We start from the raw sequence: 14,595 nt of genomic DNA on the forward strand, positions 1-14,595 counted from the left end.
GGGAGTTCGGGGCTGATCCATAAGCCGCGTCACCCCGGACTGGTCCGGGGTCCACTCTACGGCGAGGAGAATGGCTGGAGGCGCGAGCGCGCGCCTGCGGGCGGGTGGACCCCGGAACCAGTCCGGGGTGACGGAGGGTGTGGGACGGATGTCCCGCGGGGAAAGACGGTCCTAGCGGCTCGCGCCCGGCCGCCAGAGCACGTCGCCCTCGCCGGCGCCGTTGACCAAACGGGTGGCGACGAACAGCCAGTCCGACAGGCGGTTCAGATAGGCCAAGGCCGGCGGGTTGAGCCCGTCGACCGCCACCGCGCTGCGCTCGGCGCGGCGGACGATGGCGCGGGCGAGATGCAACGCCGCCGCACCGGCATCGCCGCCGGGCAGGATGAAGCTGGTGAGCGGCGCGAGATCGGCGTTCATCGCGTCGATCTCCGCCTCCAGCCGCGCGACCTGCGCGGGGACGATGCGCAGCGCGCCGTCGATCCCCCCGGGCGTGGCGATATCGGCGCCGAGGTCGAACAGGTCGTTCTGGATGGTCAGCAGCGCCGTGGCGGGCGTCCGGTCGCCGAGCGCGGCGATTGCCACGCCGATCGCGCTGTTCGCCTCGTCGACGTCGCCGATCGCCGCCATGCGCGGATCTGCCTTCGACACGCGCGACCCATCGACGAGGCCGGTCGTGCCGGCGTCGCCGGTGCGCGTGTAGATGCGGTTGAGCTTGACCAAGGGCTCAGGTGCGTCCGGCGAGGAACAGGATCAGCACGACGATCAGGATCGCCAGCGCCTGAAAGAAGATGCGCATCTGCATCATCTTGTTCGACTTGAGCGAGGCGGCGGACGGCCCCTGGCCGTCGCGGACCTGCGCGTGCGATTCCTGGAGGAAGGCGATGACGCCCCGGACCAGCGCGACCACCGTCGCCAGCATCGCCGCGATCAGCAGGAGGACGAGAAAGGTGTTCATCCGCTATAGGTAAGCGCTTGCGACGGCAAAGCCAATGGGAAGCCGCCCGGCACGCAGACCGGCGGCGAGCGCCGCTCCGTCCTCTCCGGCGGCGCGCAGGTCGGCGAGCGCAGGCGCGCCGTTGCGCTTGGCGAGGCGGGCGCCGTCGGGGCCGAGCAGGAGCGGATGGTGGCGATAGCGCGGCGTCGGCAGGCCGAGCAGCGCCTGCAGCAGCCGGTGGATATCGGTCGCGCGCATCAGGTCGCGACCGCGCACCACGTCGGTGATCCCCTGCGCGGCATCGTCGATCGTCACCGCGAGGTGATAGCTGGCGGGGGCGTCCTTGCGGGCGAGCACGACGTCGCCGAACGCCGCCGGATCGGCGCGTTGCGGCCCGGCGATCTGGTCGGTCCAGTCGAGCGGTCCGGCAAGCGCGACGGCGCGGCCCATCGCCAGCCGCCACGCATGCGGTACGCCCGCGGCGATCCGCGCCGCCGCCTCGCCGGCGGGCAAGCGGCGGCAGGTGCCGGGATAGATAAGGCCGTCGGGGCCGTGATGCGGGGCCGAGGCGCTCGCCGCGATGTCGGCGCGCGTGCAGAAACAGGGATAGAGCAGGTCGCGGCTGCGCAGGTCGGCCAGCGACGCGTCATAGACGTCCAGCCGCGTGGACTGGCGCAGCACCGGGCCATCCCAGGTCAGGCCGAGCCAGGCGAGATCCTCCACGATCCCCGCGACGAACGCCTCGCGGCTGCGCGTGCCGTCGATATCCTCGATGCGCAGCAGGAAGGTGCCGCCCGCCGCGCGCGCATGGTCGTGCGCCTGGACCGCGGCAAAGGCATGGCCGAGGTGCAGCCGCCCGGTCGGGCTCGGCGCGAAGCGGGTGACGATGCCGCCCGTCACGCCGGCAGTCCGCCGCAGAAGGCTTGACCGGCATCAACCCGGCGTGCTGTCATACCAGCGTCATCCTCGTGGGCGACATGGCCCGCGGGTAATCCGTGGGAGGAGCCGTGTTTCATCCCGATCTGATCCGTCACCCCGACAGTTGTCCGGCGCTGGTGCTCAACGCCGATTACACGCCGCTGTCCTATTATCCGCTCAGCGTGTGGCCGTGGCAGACCGCGATCAAGGCGGTGTTCCTCGATCGCGTCGACATCGTCGCGCATTACGAACGCTCGGTGCGCAGCCCGACCGCGGAGATCAAGCTGCCGTCGGTGATCGCGCTCAAACAATATGTGCGTCCGTCGGCATTCCCGGCATTCACCCGCTTCAACCTGTTCCTGCGCGACCGTTTCGCCTGCCAATATTGCGGCGTCGGGCGCGACCTGACCTTCGACCATGTCGTGCCGCGCGCGCAAGGCGGGCGGACGACGTGGGAGAATGTCGTCACCGCCTGCGCGCCGTGCAACCTCAAGAAGGGCGGGCGGACGCCGAAACAGGCGCATATGCCGCTGTACGTCGAGCCGATCCGACCGACCAACTGGCATCTGCAGGAACATGGCCGCGCCTTTCCGCCCAACTATCTCCACGACACGTGGCACGACTGGCTCTACTGGGACGTTGAGCTGGAAGCGTAACGAACGGAGACCGGGTTTGCGAACGGGGATCATCATCGCGGTGGCGGGCCTCGCCGCCGCGGGCGCGCTGGCCGGCTGTGGCCCGCGCGAGGACAAGGTGGCGGAGGCGGACGCCAATGCCGCCGGTTTCGTGCCGCCGGCGGTGACCAGCCGCGTCGATTTCACCAGCACGATGGAGCGTCGCTTCCGCACGCTCGACCGCAATGGTGACGACCGGCTCGACAAGACCGAACTGCCGCGCGAGAACAGCCGCCTGCTCACGCTGGACCGCAACGGCGACGGCGTGATCAGCCTGATCGAATGGGACGAGGGCACGCTCAAGCGCTTCGACCAGATGGACCTCAACCGCGACGGCACCGTCACCTCGGAAGAGGAGAAGGAATGGCGCGCGGCGCGCGATGCCGGGCGCGAGCCGGTGACGCGGCCGGCCGGGCCGGTGCCGGGCGACCCGCTGGGGAATAGCAGCGGGCGGTAGGCAACCTCGCCTCCCGGCAGGGCTGCGATCGTATTCGGGCTTCGGGGTGATGCGGCTCGATCGGCTTCCCGAAAGAGTCGCCTTCCAGAAGCATTCCAAACCCCTGCAAAAGTCCGCATCGCCGGTGGTGGCTCAGCACAGTGCTCCTGCGAAAGCAGGAGCCTAGGGCCAAGCAAAGCAACGTCTTATGGCGCTCGCGACTCCTGGGCTCCTGCTTTCGCAGGAGCACTGGGGTGCTTCACCGATGATGGAGACTTTCGCAGGTCTCGACCCCGTCCGGGGACGCGGCGGGCTCGCAAGACGGCGGGCTGACGTGGCGGGCCGTATGCGGCGACGCCCCACCTGCGTCCGGCAGGCCCGCACGCCCGCTAAGGCGAGGGAGGAATTGGGAAAGAACCTGCCATCCGCGGTTGACCCACCTCCCGCCGCAGCGCAGCATCGCGGCATGGCCACGCTCGACCCCGCATCGCTTCCGCCGATCGCCAACAACCCGGATGTCCGCTTCCTCGGCGCCAAGCTGGGCGACGTCATCCGCGCTTATGGCGGGGAGCGCCTGTTCGAGGCGACCGAGGCCATCCGCCGCGCGTCGGTCGACCGGCATCGCGGCACCGGCAGCAGCGACAGCGTCCACCAGCAGCTCCGGCACCTCGGCCTCGACGAGACGCTCGATTTCGTGCGCGGCTTCATGCTGTTCTCGATGCTGGCCAATCTCGCCGAGGACCGGCAGGGGATCGCCGCCGAACAGGGCGCCGATGTCGCCGCCGCGCTGGCGACGCTGGAGGGCGAGGGGATCGGCCGCGAGCAGGTCCAGCAGCTGCTCACCCACGCGCTGATCGTCCCGGTGCTCACTGCCCACCCCACCGAGGTGCGGCGCAAGAGCATGATCGACCATCGCAACCGCATCGCGCAGCTGATGGCGCTGAAGGATGCGGGGCGCGACGAGACGCCCGATGGCGACCGGGTCGACGATGCGATCACCCGCCAGATCGCCCTGCTGTGGCAGACGCGGGTGCTGCGCCGCGAACGGCTCTACGTCACCGACGAGGTCGAGACCGCGCTGTCCTATCTGCGCGAGGTGTTCCTGCCGGCGTTGCCGGCGCTCTACCAGCGTTGGGACCGTGCCTTCGGTGAGCGCGTGCCGAGCTTCGTCAAACCGGGCAGCTGGATCGGTGGCGACCGTGACGGCAATCCCTTCGTCACCGCGGATTCGCTGCGCACCGCGCTGAGCCGCGCCTGTGAAGCGGTGCTCGGCTTCTACCTGGAGGGCGTGCATGCGCTCGGCGCCGAACTGTCGATCTCGACGCAGCACGTACCCGTCGATGCCGCGGTCGAGGCGCTGGCCGAGGCGAGCGGCGATACGGCGGAGAGCCGGTCGGACGAGCCGTATCGCCGCGCGCTGTCGGGCATCTATGCGCGGCTCGCCGCGACGCATCAGGCGCTGACCGGCAAGCCGGCACCGCGGCCGGGTCACCTGCGCGGCGCGCCCTATCCCGATCCGCAGGCGTTCCGCGCCGATCTCGTCGCGATCGCGCGCGGCCTGTCGCCGAAGGATATTGGCGCCGGGGCGTTCAAGACCGGCGGCGCGCTCGGCCGGCTGATCCGCGCGGTCGAGACGTTCGGCTTCCATCTGGCGACGCTCGACCTGCGCCAGAACAGCGCCGTCCACGAGCGCGTCGTCGCCGAATTGCTCAAGACGGCGGGGGTGGAGGCGGACTATTGCGCGCTCGACGAGGCGGCGCGCGTCGCGCTGCTGCGCCGCGAACTCGCCAATGCGCGCCCGCTCGCCAGCCGCTACATGACCTATTCGGAGGAGACGACCTCCGAGCTGGCGATCGTCCAGGCCGCCGCCGACGCGCATGCGACCTACGGGCCGGCGTGCATCACCAACTACATCGTCTCGATGGCGCAGTCGGTGTCCGATCTGCTCGAGATCAACCTGCTGCTCAAGGAAGTCGGGCTCTACCGGCCCGGCGAGGAGCCGAGCGCCGCGGTGATGGCGGTGCCGCTGTTCGAGACGGTCGGCGACCTGGAGGCCGCGCCGGGGATCATGACCGACTGGTTCGCGCTGCCCGAAGTCGCCGCGATCGCGGCGAAGCGCGGCCATCAGGAGGTGATGATCGGCTATTCGGACAGCAACAAGGACGGCGGCTATCTCACCTCGACCTGGCAATTGTCGAAGGCGTCGACCGCGCTGAAGCCGGTGTTCGAGGCGGCGGGGGTCGGCATGCAGCTGTTCCACGGCCGCGGCGGCGCGGTCGGGCGCGGCGGCGGCTCGGCGTTCGCGGCGATCCGCGCGCAGCCGTCGGGGACGGTGCAGGGCCGCATCCGCATCACCGAACAGGGCGAGGTGATCGCCGCGAAATACGGCACCCGCGACAGCGCGATGACCAATCTGGAAGCGATCGCGGCCGCGACGCTGCTCGCCAGCCTCGAACCCGAGCGCCTGTCGAATACCGAAAGCGACGAATTCTGCGCGGCGATGGATGCGCTGTCGGACACCGCATTCCACGCCTATCGTGACCTCGTCTACGGAACCGAAGGGTTCCGCACCTTCTTCCGCCAGATGACGCCGATCGGCGAGATCGCCGGGCTCAAGATCGGCAGCCGTCCGGCGAGCCGCAAGAAGAGCGACGCGATCGAGGACCTGCGCGCCATCCCCTGGGTGTTCAGCTGGGCGCAGGCGCGGGTCATGCTGCCCGGCTGGTATGGCGTCGGGCAGGCGCTCGCCGCCTTCGAGGACAAGGGGCTGCTGAGGGAGATGGCGCAGGGCTGGCCGCTGTTCGCCTCGACGCTCGCCAATATGGAGATGGTGCTCGCCAAATCGGATATCGACATCGCCGGCCATTATGCCGAGCTGGTCGAGGACGAGGGGCTGCGCACCGGCATCTTCGGCCGCATCCGTGATGCGTGGCACCGGACGCACGACGGGCTGCTCGACGTCACCGGCCAGACGCGGTTGCTGGAGAAGCATCCGGCGCTCGACGCGTCGATCCGCCTGCGGCTGCCCTATATCGAGCCGCTCAACCTGCTTCAGATCGAGCTGATGAAGCGGCATCGCGCCGGCGAGGACGATCCGCGCATCGGCGAGGGCATCCTGCTGTCGATCAACGCGGTCGCGACCGCGCTACGCAACAGCGGCTGACCGCCGGCCGAGCAGCAGGTCGACGATCTCCATCGCCAGCATCGCCACCGCGGCACCGATGATCATGTCGATGAGGTAATGCGTCCCCTCGACCGGGGTGGCGAGCAGCATCGCCGCGACCAGCCACGTCAGCCAGCGGCGCAGCGGCGGCGTCCGCCAGATCGTGCGCCAATAGAGCGTGCCGGCGGCGGCGTGGAAGCTCGGCGCGGAGACGAGGCCGTGCAGCGCGCCGAGATCGATATGATGGATGGCATGCGCGCGCAGCGCCGGGATCAGGTTCGACTGCCATGTCTCGCTGACCGGCATATAGGGCACCGCGCCGCGCCAGAGATAGGAGAGCGGGCCGATCGCCGGCATCAGCGTGAACAGCGCCAGCGTCAGCACCGCGGCGAGCCAGAAGCCGGCGAGGAAGCGATGCGCCTCCCGCCGCTGGCCGGTACGGGCAAACCAGCCGAGCAGGATCGCGGGCGTCAGATAGATGCTCTCGTAACAGGCGACGCCGAGCAGCTGGAGCGGGCGGTGATCGGCGACGGTGCGATACCAGGCGAGCCAGTCGAAGCCGAGCGCGCCGTCGATCCGTTGCAGCGTGGCATCGGCATAGCCGTGGGTCAGCGCGGCGAGCGGATAGCTCGCCACCGCGCCGGTCAGCGCGATGACCGTGAAGACGGCGTAATAGCCCGCGCCGTCGCGCAGCGCCGCGGCATGGCGCCAGCCGCGCGGCACGACGTGGCTGCGCAGGGCGAAGACGCAGACCGCGGCGAGCGCGAAGGGGAGGGTGCTGCGGCTCCACACCATCACGGACAGCTCGGCGCGCTGGAGCAGCCAGGCGGTGGCGATCAGGCCGGCGAGCAGCGCGGCGACGATCGTCGGCCGCGAAAAGCCGTCCGCGCTCGCCACGGCGCGGGTCGGGGCATTCGGGGGAAGCGCGGCGGAGGCCGCGTGGACGCGCTGCGATAGCATTCATCTGCCTTGGTTCGAACGATGCTCGTGATCGCGAGTAGCTGAAGCGGTGATGAATTGAATGCGTCGTTTGCGTTGCGGTGGCGGCGGGACTCGCAGGCAGTCTGCGTTGCCGCGATCCGGGTGTGGAGGTGAGGCGGTGGTTCGCGCGAAGACGCGATGCCGTGAAAGGAAAAGGAGGGTGTTCGCGCAGAGGCGCAGAGGGCGCGGAGGTGCGCGTGCGGTCTGCTTTCCCGCTCCCCTCGTCATCCCGGCGGAGGCCGGGATCCATGGTTGCGATGCTCTTCGCGGTCGCGCGTACCCTTGCTGCCAGCTCGTCCATGCATCCCGACGTTCGTCGGGATGACGAACGAGGAGCTCCGCGACTCCGCGCGGACCCGGCCGTCAGGCCTCGCTGACCAGCAGTTTGTCGATCCGGCGGCCGTCGAGGTCGACCACCTCGAACCGCCAGCCCTGTTCCTCGAAGCTCTCGCCCTCGCCGGGCAGGTGACGGAAGGCGGCGAGCGCCAGCCCGGCGACCGTCGCGTAATCGCGATCCTCGGGCAGCTCGATGCCGAGCCGTTCGGCCAAAGCGTCCGCCGCCATCGTGCCGGCGACGAGCAGCGAGCCGTCCTCGCGCACCACCACCGAGGGCGCATCGTCGGGATCGGCGTCGCTGGCGAATTCGCCGGCGATCGCGGCGAGCAGGTCGGCAGGCGTGACGATGCCTTCGAAATGGCCGTATTCGTCGTGGATCAGCGCCATCGGCACCTCGGCCTGACGCAGCGCGATCAGCGCGTCCATCGCATCGATCCGGTCGATCACCACCGGCGCCTTGCGCATCAGCTTGCGCAGGTCGAGCGGCTCGCCGCGGAACAGCGCGGCGGCGATGTCGCGCGCCTGGACGACGCCGATCACCGCATCGACCGAACCGTCGGCGACCGGCAGCCGCGTATGCGGCGTCGCCAGCAGCGTATCGCGGATCCCCTCCGGCCCGAGGTTGCAGTCGAGCCAGTCGACCTCGGTGCGCGGCGTCATCACCTCGCGCACCGGCCGGTCGGCGAGGCGGACGACACCCGAGATGATCGTGCGCTCATGCTCCTCGATCACGCCCGACTTGGAGGCTTCGGCGACGATCAGGTGCAGCTCCTCCGCCGTCACCTGATCCTCCGATTCGCGGTTGAGGCCGAGTACGCGGAAGACGAGGGCGCTCGACGAATCGAGCAGCCAGACGAGCGGCGCGCAGACCACGGCGATATAGCGCATCGGCAGCGCGACCAGCGAGGCCACCGTCTCGGGCTTGCGCAGCGCGAATTGCTTGGGGACGAGTTCGCCGATGATCAGCGAGGCATAAGTGGTGAGGCCGATGACCAGCGCGAAGCCCGCGGTCTGCGCCGTCTCCGCCGACAGGCCGAACGCCTGCAGCCGCGCCGCCGTCGGCCCGCCGAGGCTCGACCCCGAATAGGCGCCCGCAAGGATGCCGATCAGCGTGATGCCGATCTGGACCGAGGACAGGAACTTGCCGGGATCGGCGGCGAGCTTGAGCGCGGCGGCGGGCCCCTTGCGCCCCGAACGCGCCATCGCCTCCAGCCGCGCCTTGCGCGACGAGACGATCGCCAGCTCGCTCATGGCGAACACGCCGTTGAGCGCGACCAGAGCGAGGATGATCACGACGTCGATCCAGGGGAAGGGCGGGAGCGGTGCCATCGGCGGACGTGTCTTTGCCGCACAACGCGCACGACGACAACTGCCTGTATCACGATGGCGTGATTATGCCTGTCAGCGGTGGTTCAGATCGCAGGCGGAACAAGCCATATCGGACCCGAGTTTAGCCGGGAACGAACGTGAAAGGGTTGTCATGAAGTCGAAGTTCCTCGCCGCCGCGGCGCTCGCCGCGCTGGTCACCACCAGCGCCTGCACCACCGATCCCGAGACCGGCGAGCGCCGCATCTCGAAGACCGCGATCGGCGGCATCGGCGGCGCGCTGGGCGGCTATCTGCTCGGCGACCTCGTCGGTGGACGGCGCGACCGGACCGAGAAGATCCTCGGCGCCGGCATCGGCGGCCTCGCCGGCGCGGGGATCGGCGCCTATATGGACAAGCAGGAGCGCGACCTGCGCGCCCGCACCGCCGGTACCGACGTGCAGGTGACGCGCGAGGGCGACAATCTGGTGCTCAACATCCCGTCGGGCATCACCTTCGCCTATGACAGCGCCGAGGTGCAGCCGCAGTTCCGCCGTACGCTCGACCAGGTCGCCGAGACGCTGGCGCAGTACAACCAGACCTATATCGACGTGTACGGCCATACCGATTCGACCGGCTCGGACGCGTACAACCAGACGCTGTCGGAACGGCGCGCGACGTCGGTGGCGGATTATCTCGCCAGTCGCGGCGTGCAGCCGGCGCGAATCGGCATGCGCGGCTTCGGCGAGACGCAACCGATCGCGTCGAACGACACCGACGCCGGGCGCGCAGCGAATCGCCGCGTCGAGGTGAAGATCGTGCCGATCTCGCAGAACGACCTGCGCTGATCCGAAGTACCGCCCCGGCCTTGGTCGGGGCGGTGTGATTCGGGCGGGGACGCGTTGCCCGCGTCCCGCTCTTCGTCATCCCGACGCAAGTCGGGACCCATGGACACGATACGGAATCGGTTGCGCGTAACCGCCGAGAACACCGCAACCATGGGTCCCGGCTTTCGCCGGGATGACGATGCAAGAGTGGCGCGCGCGTCGAGAGCGCCAAGCGCATCATCTCCGCGGCTCCGCGCCTTACCGCCGATCGCGAAAGAACGTCCGCAGCAGGTCGGCCGCCTCGCCTTCGCCAATGCCGCCATACACCTCTGGCCGGTGGTGCAGCGTCGGTTGCGAGAACAGCAGGGGGCCGTGTTCCACCGCGCCGCCCTTGGGGTCGCTCGCGCCATAATAGAGCCGGCCGATCCGCGCATGCGCGATCGCCCCGGCGCACATCGCGCAGGGCTCCAGCGTCACCCACAATTCGCTGTCTTCCAGCCGGTCCCGCCCCAGCGCGGCGGCGGCGGCGCGGATGACGCGCATCTCGGCATGGGCGGTGGGGTCGCACAGCGCGCGCGGCGCGTTCGCCGCGACGGCGACGATCTCGCCACCCCAGACGAGCGCGGCGCCGACCGGCACTTCGCCGGCCAGCGCCGCCTCGGCCGCCGCATCGAGCGCGCGGCGCATCGGGATCGGCAGCGGGAACATCGCCTTGCCCTGCCGATCCCGGCCGGTCGGGTAAAGCCTATTGCGCGTTGGCCGGCTTCTCGACGTTGACGGTCGGAACGGCGACCGTCTTGTTCTCGGTGCCGACGCTGACGCGCGCGACATCCGCCTTGAATTGCGGGGCCTGGACGACGGCGGGATGGGTCTGGTCGATGCTGACCAGGCCGAACTGCATTGCCGCGACCACGACGAGCGCGATGATCCCGAGCAGTGCCAGCAACGTGCGCATTCGTTTTTCCCCTACCGACGACCTTTACGATGGCGTAACAACGCCGGGGCAGCGACTCCGTTGCATCGCTGTCGGTGCGTGGCGCCGGTTGACGCCGGAGCCGATTGCCGCTAGTGGCGCCGACTTTCCGGGCAACCGAATTCAGGATCAAAAACCATGTCGCGCATTTGCGAGCTGACCGGCAAGGGCCGGCAGGTGGGCAACAACGTTTCCCACGCCAACAACAAGACCAAGCGTACGTTCCTGCCGAACCTGCAGAACGTCACGCTGATCTCCGACTCGCTCGAAAAGGGCGTTCGCCTGCGCGTGTCGACGCACGGCCTGCGTTCGGTCGAGCATAACGGCGGCCTCGACAATTGGCTGATCAAGACCAGCGAGGACAAGCTCTCGCTGCGCTGCCGCCGCCTGAAGCGCGAGATCGTCAAGAAGCTGGCGACGACCTCGTCGGCGGAAGCCGCCTAAGTCTTTCGCGTCGCGATTGCCACGGTTTGAAACCCGCTGCTCCATGGGAGCGGCGGGTTTTCGGCGTCGGCATGTGATCGGTGAAGACGGAGCGCATCGGGCCGTACGGCCGAATCACTGGTCCAGGCGAAATTTGAGCAATAGGGTACGTTGCAGGATCGACTGATTGTCGTCCGACACCAGCCAGACGATCGTCCTGCCTTGTTCCACCGTCGTCGCCACCCCTTCGAAATTCTCGTGGAGCAGCGGTGCGGCGAGCGTCGCCAGCCGACGGCCACGGGCAATCGCGCCGGGCCGAATCCGTGCGGCGGGGATCAGCGACAGCCGGTTGCTGAACCGGAAGGGCAGGCGGAAGGCACGATCGAGCACCAGCAGGTCGCCATTGGGCAAGGCGGTCGCATCGGCCGGATCGAACCGGCGATCGGGCAGATAGGCGAACGGCCGCGGGGTGGTGGCGATCGGGTCGCCGGGAAAGATCAGCGCATCGCGGCTGGCGAGCCGCACCGATTCGACGCCGCGCCAGCGCGTGCGCGCGACATGCCGGGTTTCGGCGATCACCACGAATCGCCCGTCGGGCAGCCGCGCGAGCGATTCGGGGCCGCCGTTGTCGGGCCAGGAGTCCATCGCCCGGGGTGCGCGCTGCGCCTCCGCCCGCGCAAAGCCGGGAGCATAGCGCCAGATCGCATTCGCGCCCTCGAAGCCGACCCAGATCGCCCCGCTCGCCGGATCGACCGCCATCGATTCGCTGTCGCGGTCGCGCTTCTCCCAGCCGGTGCCGGGACCGGCGGGCAGATTGCGGAAGCGCAACGCGCGCGGCGTCCAGTCGGCGCCCATCGTGAAGGCGACGACGTTGCCGCCGTCGCTGAGCAGGGTGAACCGGTTGCCGTTCGCCTGTGGCATGACGCTCAGCGACGAATAGCCGCCGAACGCGGGGTCGCGGCTGCGCAGGGCCACGCCGCCAAGATAGGTCAGCGATCCCAGCCGTCGCCGCCGCGGGTCGGCGGGGTCGAGCGCAACCGGAGTCGCGGTCATCTGCGGCCGGTGACCGAGCAGCGCCAGCCGCTCTTCGCCGGTCCAGCTCGGGACGCACAGCAGGACGGCGAGGACGACGAACAGGACGCGCATCGCGTCTCCATAGGCGGCGCGCGGCGCGGCGATAGCCTGAACGCACGATAACGGTCGCATTCAGGGTTCGCTCAACGCGACTCGGGCAAATGATGTGCATCGACGACGGGAAGGTCCCCACCGGGCCGCCGCCGAGTTGGACAGATTTTCGGGAGAAGACCCATGATGAAGACCCTGAGCCTCGCCGGCGCCGCCCTCGCGATGACCGCCGCCGCCCTCGTTCCCGCCACCCCCGCTGCCGCGCAGCGCGGCTATTACGGTGGGTACGACCGTGGTTACGAGCAGCGCGGCTATGACCGCGGCTATCGGGACGATCGCGTCTATCGCGGGGACCGCGGCTATTATGGTGATCGTGGCTATCGCGGCTACCGTGGTGGTCAGCGCTGCAACAGCGGCACCACCGGCACGATCGTCGGTGCGATCGCCGGCGGCCTGCTCGGCCGCACGATCGACACCCGCGGTGATCGCGCGCTCGGCACCGTCCTCGGCGCCGGTGCCGGTGCCCTCGCCGGCCGCGCCGTCGAGCGCTCGGACCGCCCCGGTTACTGCCGCTAAGCGGCAGTGGGTGACCCTCGCGTAGCGTTGGAGGGTGGAAGCCCGGTCACCACAGGTGACCGGGCTTCGTGTTGTTCGGGAGAGATCGGCGTGCAGCGCCGGCCGTGACGCGCGATGCGCGTCAGTACATATGCTGGCCGCCGTTGATGCTCAGCGTCGACCCGGTGACGAAGCCCGCCTCGTCCGAGCACAGGAAGGCGACGCCGCGGGCGATCTCGCTCGCCTGGCCGAGGCGGCCGACCGGGATCTTGGCGACGATCTTTTCCAGCACGTCGCCCGGCACCGCGGCGACCATGTCGGTATCGATATAGCCCGGCGCGATCGCGTTGACCGTCACGCCGACCCGCGCACCTTCCTGCGCCAGCGCCTTGGTGAAGCCGTGGATGCCCGATTTCGCCGCGGCGTAATTGACCTGGCCATATTGTCCCGCCTGGCCGTTGATCGAGCCGATGTTGACGATCCGCCCCCATTTGCGCTCGCGCATGCCGGGGAAGACCGCCTTCGCCATGTTGAAACAGCCGCCGAGGTTGGTGTCGATCACCTCTTTCCACGCCTCGTAGGTCAGCTTGAGGATCGTGCCGTCGCGGGTGATGCCGGCATTGTTGACGACGATATCGACCGGCCCCAGTTCGGCGGCGACCTTGGCGCAGCCCTCCTGGCAGGCGTCGTAATCGGCGACGTTCCATTTGAAGGCGGGGATGCCGGTCCGCTCGGTGAAGGCGCGCGCCCGCTCGTCGTTGCCGGCGTAATTGGCGGCGACGGTGACGCCGGCCTCCTGCAGGGCGAGGCTGATCGCTTCGCCGATGCCGCGCGTTCCACCCGTGACGATCGCAATCCTGGCCATGCCGTGCCTCTCCATTATCCTTGCTGAAAGGCTAAGGAGAGGGCGCGGAACTGGCAATGGCCGTAACGTAATTTTACGTGTCGGCCACCCATCCGGCCAGTTCGCGCGCGATCAGCGTGCGCAGCATCGCCATGCCCGGCGCGCCATCGTTGAGGCAGGGCAGGTAGGCGAAATCGGTGCCGCCGGCGGCCATGAAGCTCTCGTGACCGCGGATCGCCAGCTCTTCCAGCGTCTCGAGGCAGTCGGCGGAAAACCCCGGTGCGATCACCACGACCTTGCGGATGCCCTTTGCCGGCAGCGCCTCGAGCGTCTCGTCGGTCGCCGGGCCGAGCCATTTGGCCGGGCCGAATCGCGACTGGAAGGCGACGATCAGCTCGCGCCCCATCGCCTCGCTCAGCAGCCGCGCGGTCTTCTGGCAGTGGCAGTGATAGGGGTCGCCGAGTTCGAGCGTCCGCTTGGGCATACCGTGGAAGCTGGCGATCACCGCATCGGGAGCGAAGTCGAGCGCGGCGATCTGCATCTCGACCTGCGTCCTGAGCGCCGCAATATAGGCGGGGTCGTCGTGATAGGGCGGCAGCGTGCGGATCGCCGGCTGCCAGCGCATGCCGGCAAGCGCGGCGAACGCCTTGTCGTTGGCGGTGGCGGTCGTCGCGGCGCAATATTGCGGGTAGAGCGGTGCGATCAGGATGCGTTCGCACCCGGCGTCCTTGAGCGCGGTCAGGCGATCGGCGATCGCCGGATTGCCGTAGCGCATTGCATAATCGACCAGCACGCCCTCGCCGAACGCGCCCTGCAACGCCCGGCTCTGGCGGCGGGTGATCGCGGCGAGCGGCGAACCCTCCTCGCTCCATACCAGACCATAAGCGTGGGCGGACTTTCTTGGCCGCGTGTTGAGGATGATGCCGCGCAGGATCGGCTGCCACGCGATCGCCGGGATCTCGACGACGCGCCGGTCCGACAGGAATTCGCCGAGATAGCGCTTTACCGATTTGGCATCGGGCCCGTCGGGCGTGCCGAGGTTGGTCAGCAGGACGCCGACCTTGCGGGCGGGGATCGGCGGATGGTCGGCAGGGATCAACAT

At 69.2% G+C, this 14,595-nt stretch carries 16 protein-coding genes; 6 read left to right on the forward strand and 10 right to left on the reverse strand.

Features of this window, described 5'->3' with window-relative positions; all coding sequences use genetic code 11:
• Positions 1-171: 171 nt before the first annotated feature.
• The 3 genes from HD841_RS01560 to gluQRS are packed head-to-tail and all read right to left on the reverse strand — an operon-like array spanning position 172 to position 1,834.
• Positions 172-720, reverse strand: coding sequence for a cob(I)yrinic acid a,c-diamide adenosyltransferase (locus HD841_RS01560; RefSeq protein WP_179507130.1), 549 nt, complete (start codon positions 718-720; stop codon positions 172-174).
• Between the two features lie 4 nt (positions 721-724).
• Positions 725-955, reverse strand: coding sequence for a twin transmembrane helix small protein (locus HD841_RS01565; protein WP_179507131.1), 231 nt, complete (start codon positions 953-955; stop codon positions 725-727).
• Between the two features lie 3 nt (positions 956-958).
• On the reverse strand, positions 959-1,834 hold the full coding sequence (gluQRS, locus tag HD841_RS01570) for a tRNA glutamyl-Q(34) synthetase GluQRS (protein ID WP_179507132.1): 876 nt from the start codon (positions 1,832-1,834) through the stop codon (positions 959-961).
• Positions 1,835-1,941: 107 nt separating this feature from the next.
• Between gluQRS and HD841_RS01575 the strand changes: the two genes are divergently transcribed.
• The 3 genes from HD841_RS01575 to ppc all read left to right on the forward strand — a co-directional run bounded on the left by HD841_RS01575 (position 1,942) and on the right by ppc (position 6,125).
• Positions 1,942-2,508, forward strand: coding sequence for an HNH endonuclease (locus HD841_RS01575; RefSeq protein ID WP_179507133.1), 567 nt, complete (start codon positions 1,942-1,944; stop codon positions 2,506-2,508).
• Positions 2,509-2,524: 16 nt separating this feature from the next.
• Positions 2,525-2,983 (forward strand): hypothetical protein, encoded by a 459-nt coding sequence (locus HD841_RS01580; RefSeq protein WP_179507134.1) that lies wholly within the window; start codon positions 2,525-2,527, stop codon positions 2,981-2,983.
• Positions 2,984-3,428: 445 nt separating this feature from the next.
• The gene (ppc, locus tag HD841_RS01585; RefSeq protein ID WP_179507135.1) at positions 3,429-6,125 is read left to right on the forward strand and encodes a phosphoenolpyruvate carboxylase; all 2,697 of its coding nucleotides are present in this window, start codon (positions 3,429-3,431) and stop codon (positions 6,123-6,125) included.
• Here the strand turns inward: ppc and HD841_RS01590 are convergent.
• Both HD841_RS01590 and HD841_RS01595 read right to left on the reverse strand, forming a co-directional pair.
• A complete protein-coding gene (locus HD841_RS01590; protein ID WP_179507136.1) occupies positions 6,108-7,085 on the reverse strand; it encodes a phosphatase PAP2 family protein in 978 nt (325 codons plus the stop codon). The genes ppc and HD841_RS01590 overlap by 18 nt on opposite strands.
• Before the next feature lie 384 nt (positions 7,086-7,469).
• Positions 7,470-8,771, reverse strand: a complete 1,302-nt coding sequence (locus HD841_RS01595) for a hemolysin family protein (protein ID WP_179507137.1) — start codon at positions 8,769-8,771, stop codon at positions 7,470-7,472.
• A 151-nt stretch (positions 8,772-8,922) separates the two neighbouring features.
• Here HD841_RS01595 and HD841_RS01600 point away from each other — a divergent pair, with 151 nt between their 5' ends.
• Complete coding sequence (locus HD841_RS01600) at positions 8,923-9,594, forward strand: OmpA family protein (RefSeq protein WP_179507138.1); 672 nt, start codon at positions 8,923-8,925, stop codon at positions 9,592-9,594.
• 237 nt (positions 9,595-9,831) lie between these two features.
• Here HD841_RS01600 and HD841_RS01605 read toward each other — a convergent pair whose 3' ends face one another.
• Positions 9,832-10,260, reverse strand: a complete 429-nt coding sequence (locus tag HD841_RS01605) for a nucleoside deaminase (protein WP_179508052.1) — start codon at positions 10,258-10,260, stop codon at positions 9,832-9,834.
• A 58-nt stretch (positions 10,261-10,318) separates the two neighbouring features.
• Positions 10,319-10,528, reverse strand: a complete 210-nt coding sequence (locus HD841_RS01610) for a hypothetical protein (RefSeq protein ID WP_179507139.1) — start codon at positions 10,526-10,528, stop codon at positions 10,319-10,321.
• Positions 10,529-10,684: 156 nt separating this feature from the next.
• Here HD841_RS01610 and rpmB point away from each other — a divergent pair, with 156 nt between their 5' ends.
• Positions 10,685-10,990 (forward strand): 50S ribosomal protein L28, encoded by a 306-nt coding sequence (gene rpmB, locus HD841_RS01615; RefSeq protein ID WP_179507140.1) that lies wholly within the window; start codon positions 10,685-10,687, stop codon positions 10,988-10,990.
• 114 nt (positions 10,991-11,104) lie between these two features.
• Here rpmB and HD841_RS01620 read toward each other — a convergent pair whose 3' ends face one another.
• Positions 11,105-12,115 (reverse strand): esterase-like activity of phytase family protein, encoded by a 1,011-nt coding sequence (locus HD841_RS01620; protein ID WP_179507141.1) that lies wholly within the window; start codon positions 12,113-12,115, stop codon positions 11,105-11,107.
• Between the two features lie 162 nt (positions 12,116-12,277).
• Here HD841_RS01620 and HD841_RS01625 point away from each other — a divergent pair, with 162 nt between their 5' ends.
• A complete protein-coding gene (locus tag HD841_RS01625) occupies positions 12,278-12,670 on the forward strand; it encodes a glycine zipper 2TM domain-containing protein (protein WP_179507142.1) in 393 nt (130 codons plus the stop codon).
• Positions 12,671-12,791: 121 nt separating this feature from the next.
• Here the strand turns inward: HD841_RS01625 and phbB are convergent, their stop codons facing one another.
• Together phbB and hemH are read right to left on the reverse strand one after the other, a co-directional pair.
• The gene (gene phbB, locus HD841_RS01630) at positions 12,792-13,514 is read right to left on the reverse strand and encodes an acetoacetyl-CoA reductase (RefSeq protein WP_179507143.1); all 723 of its coding nucleotides are present in this window, start codon (positions 13,512-13,514) and stop codon (positions 12,792-12,794) included.
• Positions 13,515-13,587: 73 nt separating this feature from the next.
• Positions 13,588-14,595, reverse strand: coding sequence for a ferrochelatase (gene hemH, locus HD841_RS01635; RefSeq protein ID WP_179507144.1), 1,008 nt, complete (start codon positions 14,593-14,595; stop codon positions 13,588-13,590).

The organism is Sphingomonas melonis (assembly GCF_013409985.1).
Classification (GTDB): domain Bacteria; phylum Pseudomonadota; class Alphaproteobacteria; order Sphingomonadales; family Sphingomonadaceae; genus Sphingomonas; species Sphingomonas melonis_A.

Bases quoted from the DNA above. Each gene is read 5' to 3' on its own strand.
- HD841_RS01565 (WP_179507131.1), bottom strand. From the start codon at position 955: ATGAACACCTTTCTCGTCCTCCTGCTGATCGCGGCGATGCTGGCGACG.
- ppc (WP_179507135.1), top strand. From the start codon at position 3,429: ATGGCCACGCTCGACCCCGCATCGCTTCCGCCGATCGCCAACAACCCG.
- HD841_RS01590 (WP_179507136.1), bottom strand. From the start codon at position 7,085: ATGCTATCGCAGCGCGTCCACGCGGCCTCCGCCGCGCTTCCCCCGAAT.
- HD841_RS01595 (WP_179507137.1), bottom strand. From the start codon at position 8,771: ATGGCACCGCTCCCGCCCTTCCCCTGGATCGACGTCGTGATCATCCTC.
- HD841_RS01600 (WP_179507138.1), top strand. From the start codon at position 8,923: ATGAAGTCGAAGTTCCTCGCCGCCGCGGCGCTCGCCGCGCTGGTCACC.
- HD841_RS01605 (WP_179508052.1), bottom strand. From the start codon at position 10,260: ATGCGCCGCGCGCTCGATGCGGCGGCCGAGGCGGCGCTGGCCGGCGAA.
- HD841_RS01610 (WP_179507139.1), bottom strand. From the start codon at position 10,528: ATGCGCACGTTGCTGGCACTGCTCGGGATCATCGCGCTCGTCGTGGTC.
- rpmB (WP_179507140.1), top strand. From the start codon at position 10,685: ATGTCGCGCATTTGCGAGCTGACCGGCAAGGGCCGGCAGGTGGGCAAC.
- HD841_RS01620 (WP_179507141.1), bottom strand. From the start codon at position 12,115: ATGCGCGTCCTGTTCGTCGTCCTCGCCGTCCTGCTGTGCGTCCCGAGC.
- HD841_RS01625 (WP_179507142.1), top strand. From the start codon at position 12,278: ATGATGAAGACCCTGAGCCTCGCCGGCGCCGCCCTCGCGATGACCGCC.
- phbB (WP_179507143.1), bottom strand. From the start codon at position 13,514: ATGGCCAGGATTGCGATCGTCACGGGTGGAACGCGCGGCATCGGCGAA.
- hemH (WP_179507144.1), bottom strand. From the start codon at position 14,595: ATGTTGATCCCTGCCGACCATCCGCCGATCCCCGCCCGCAAGGTCGGC.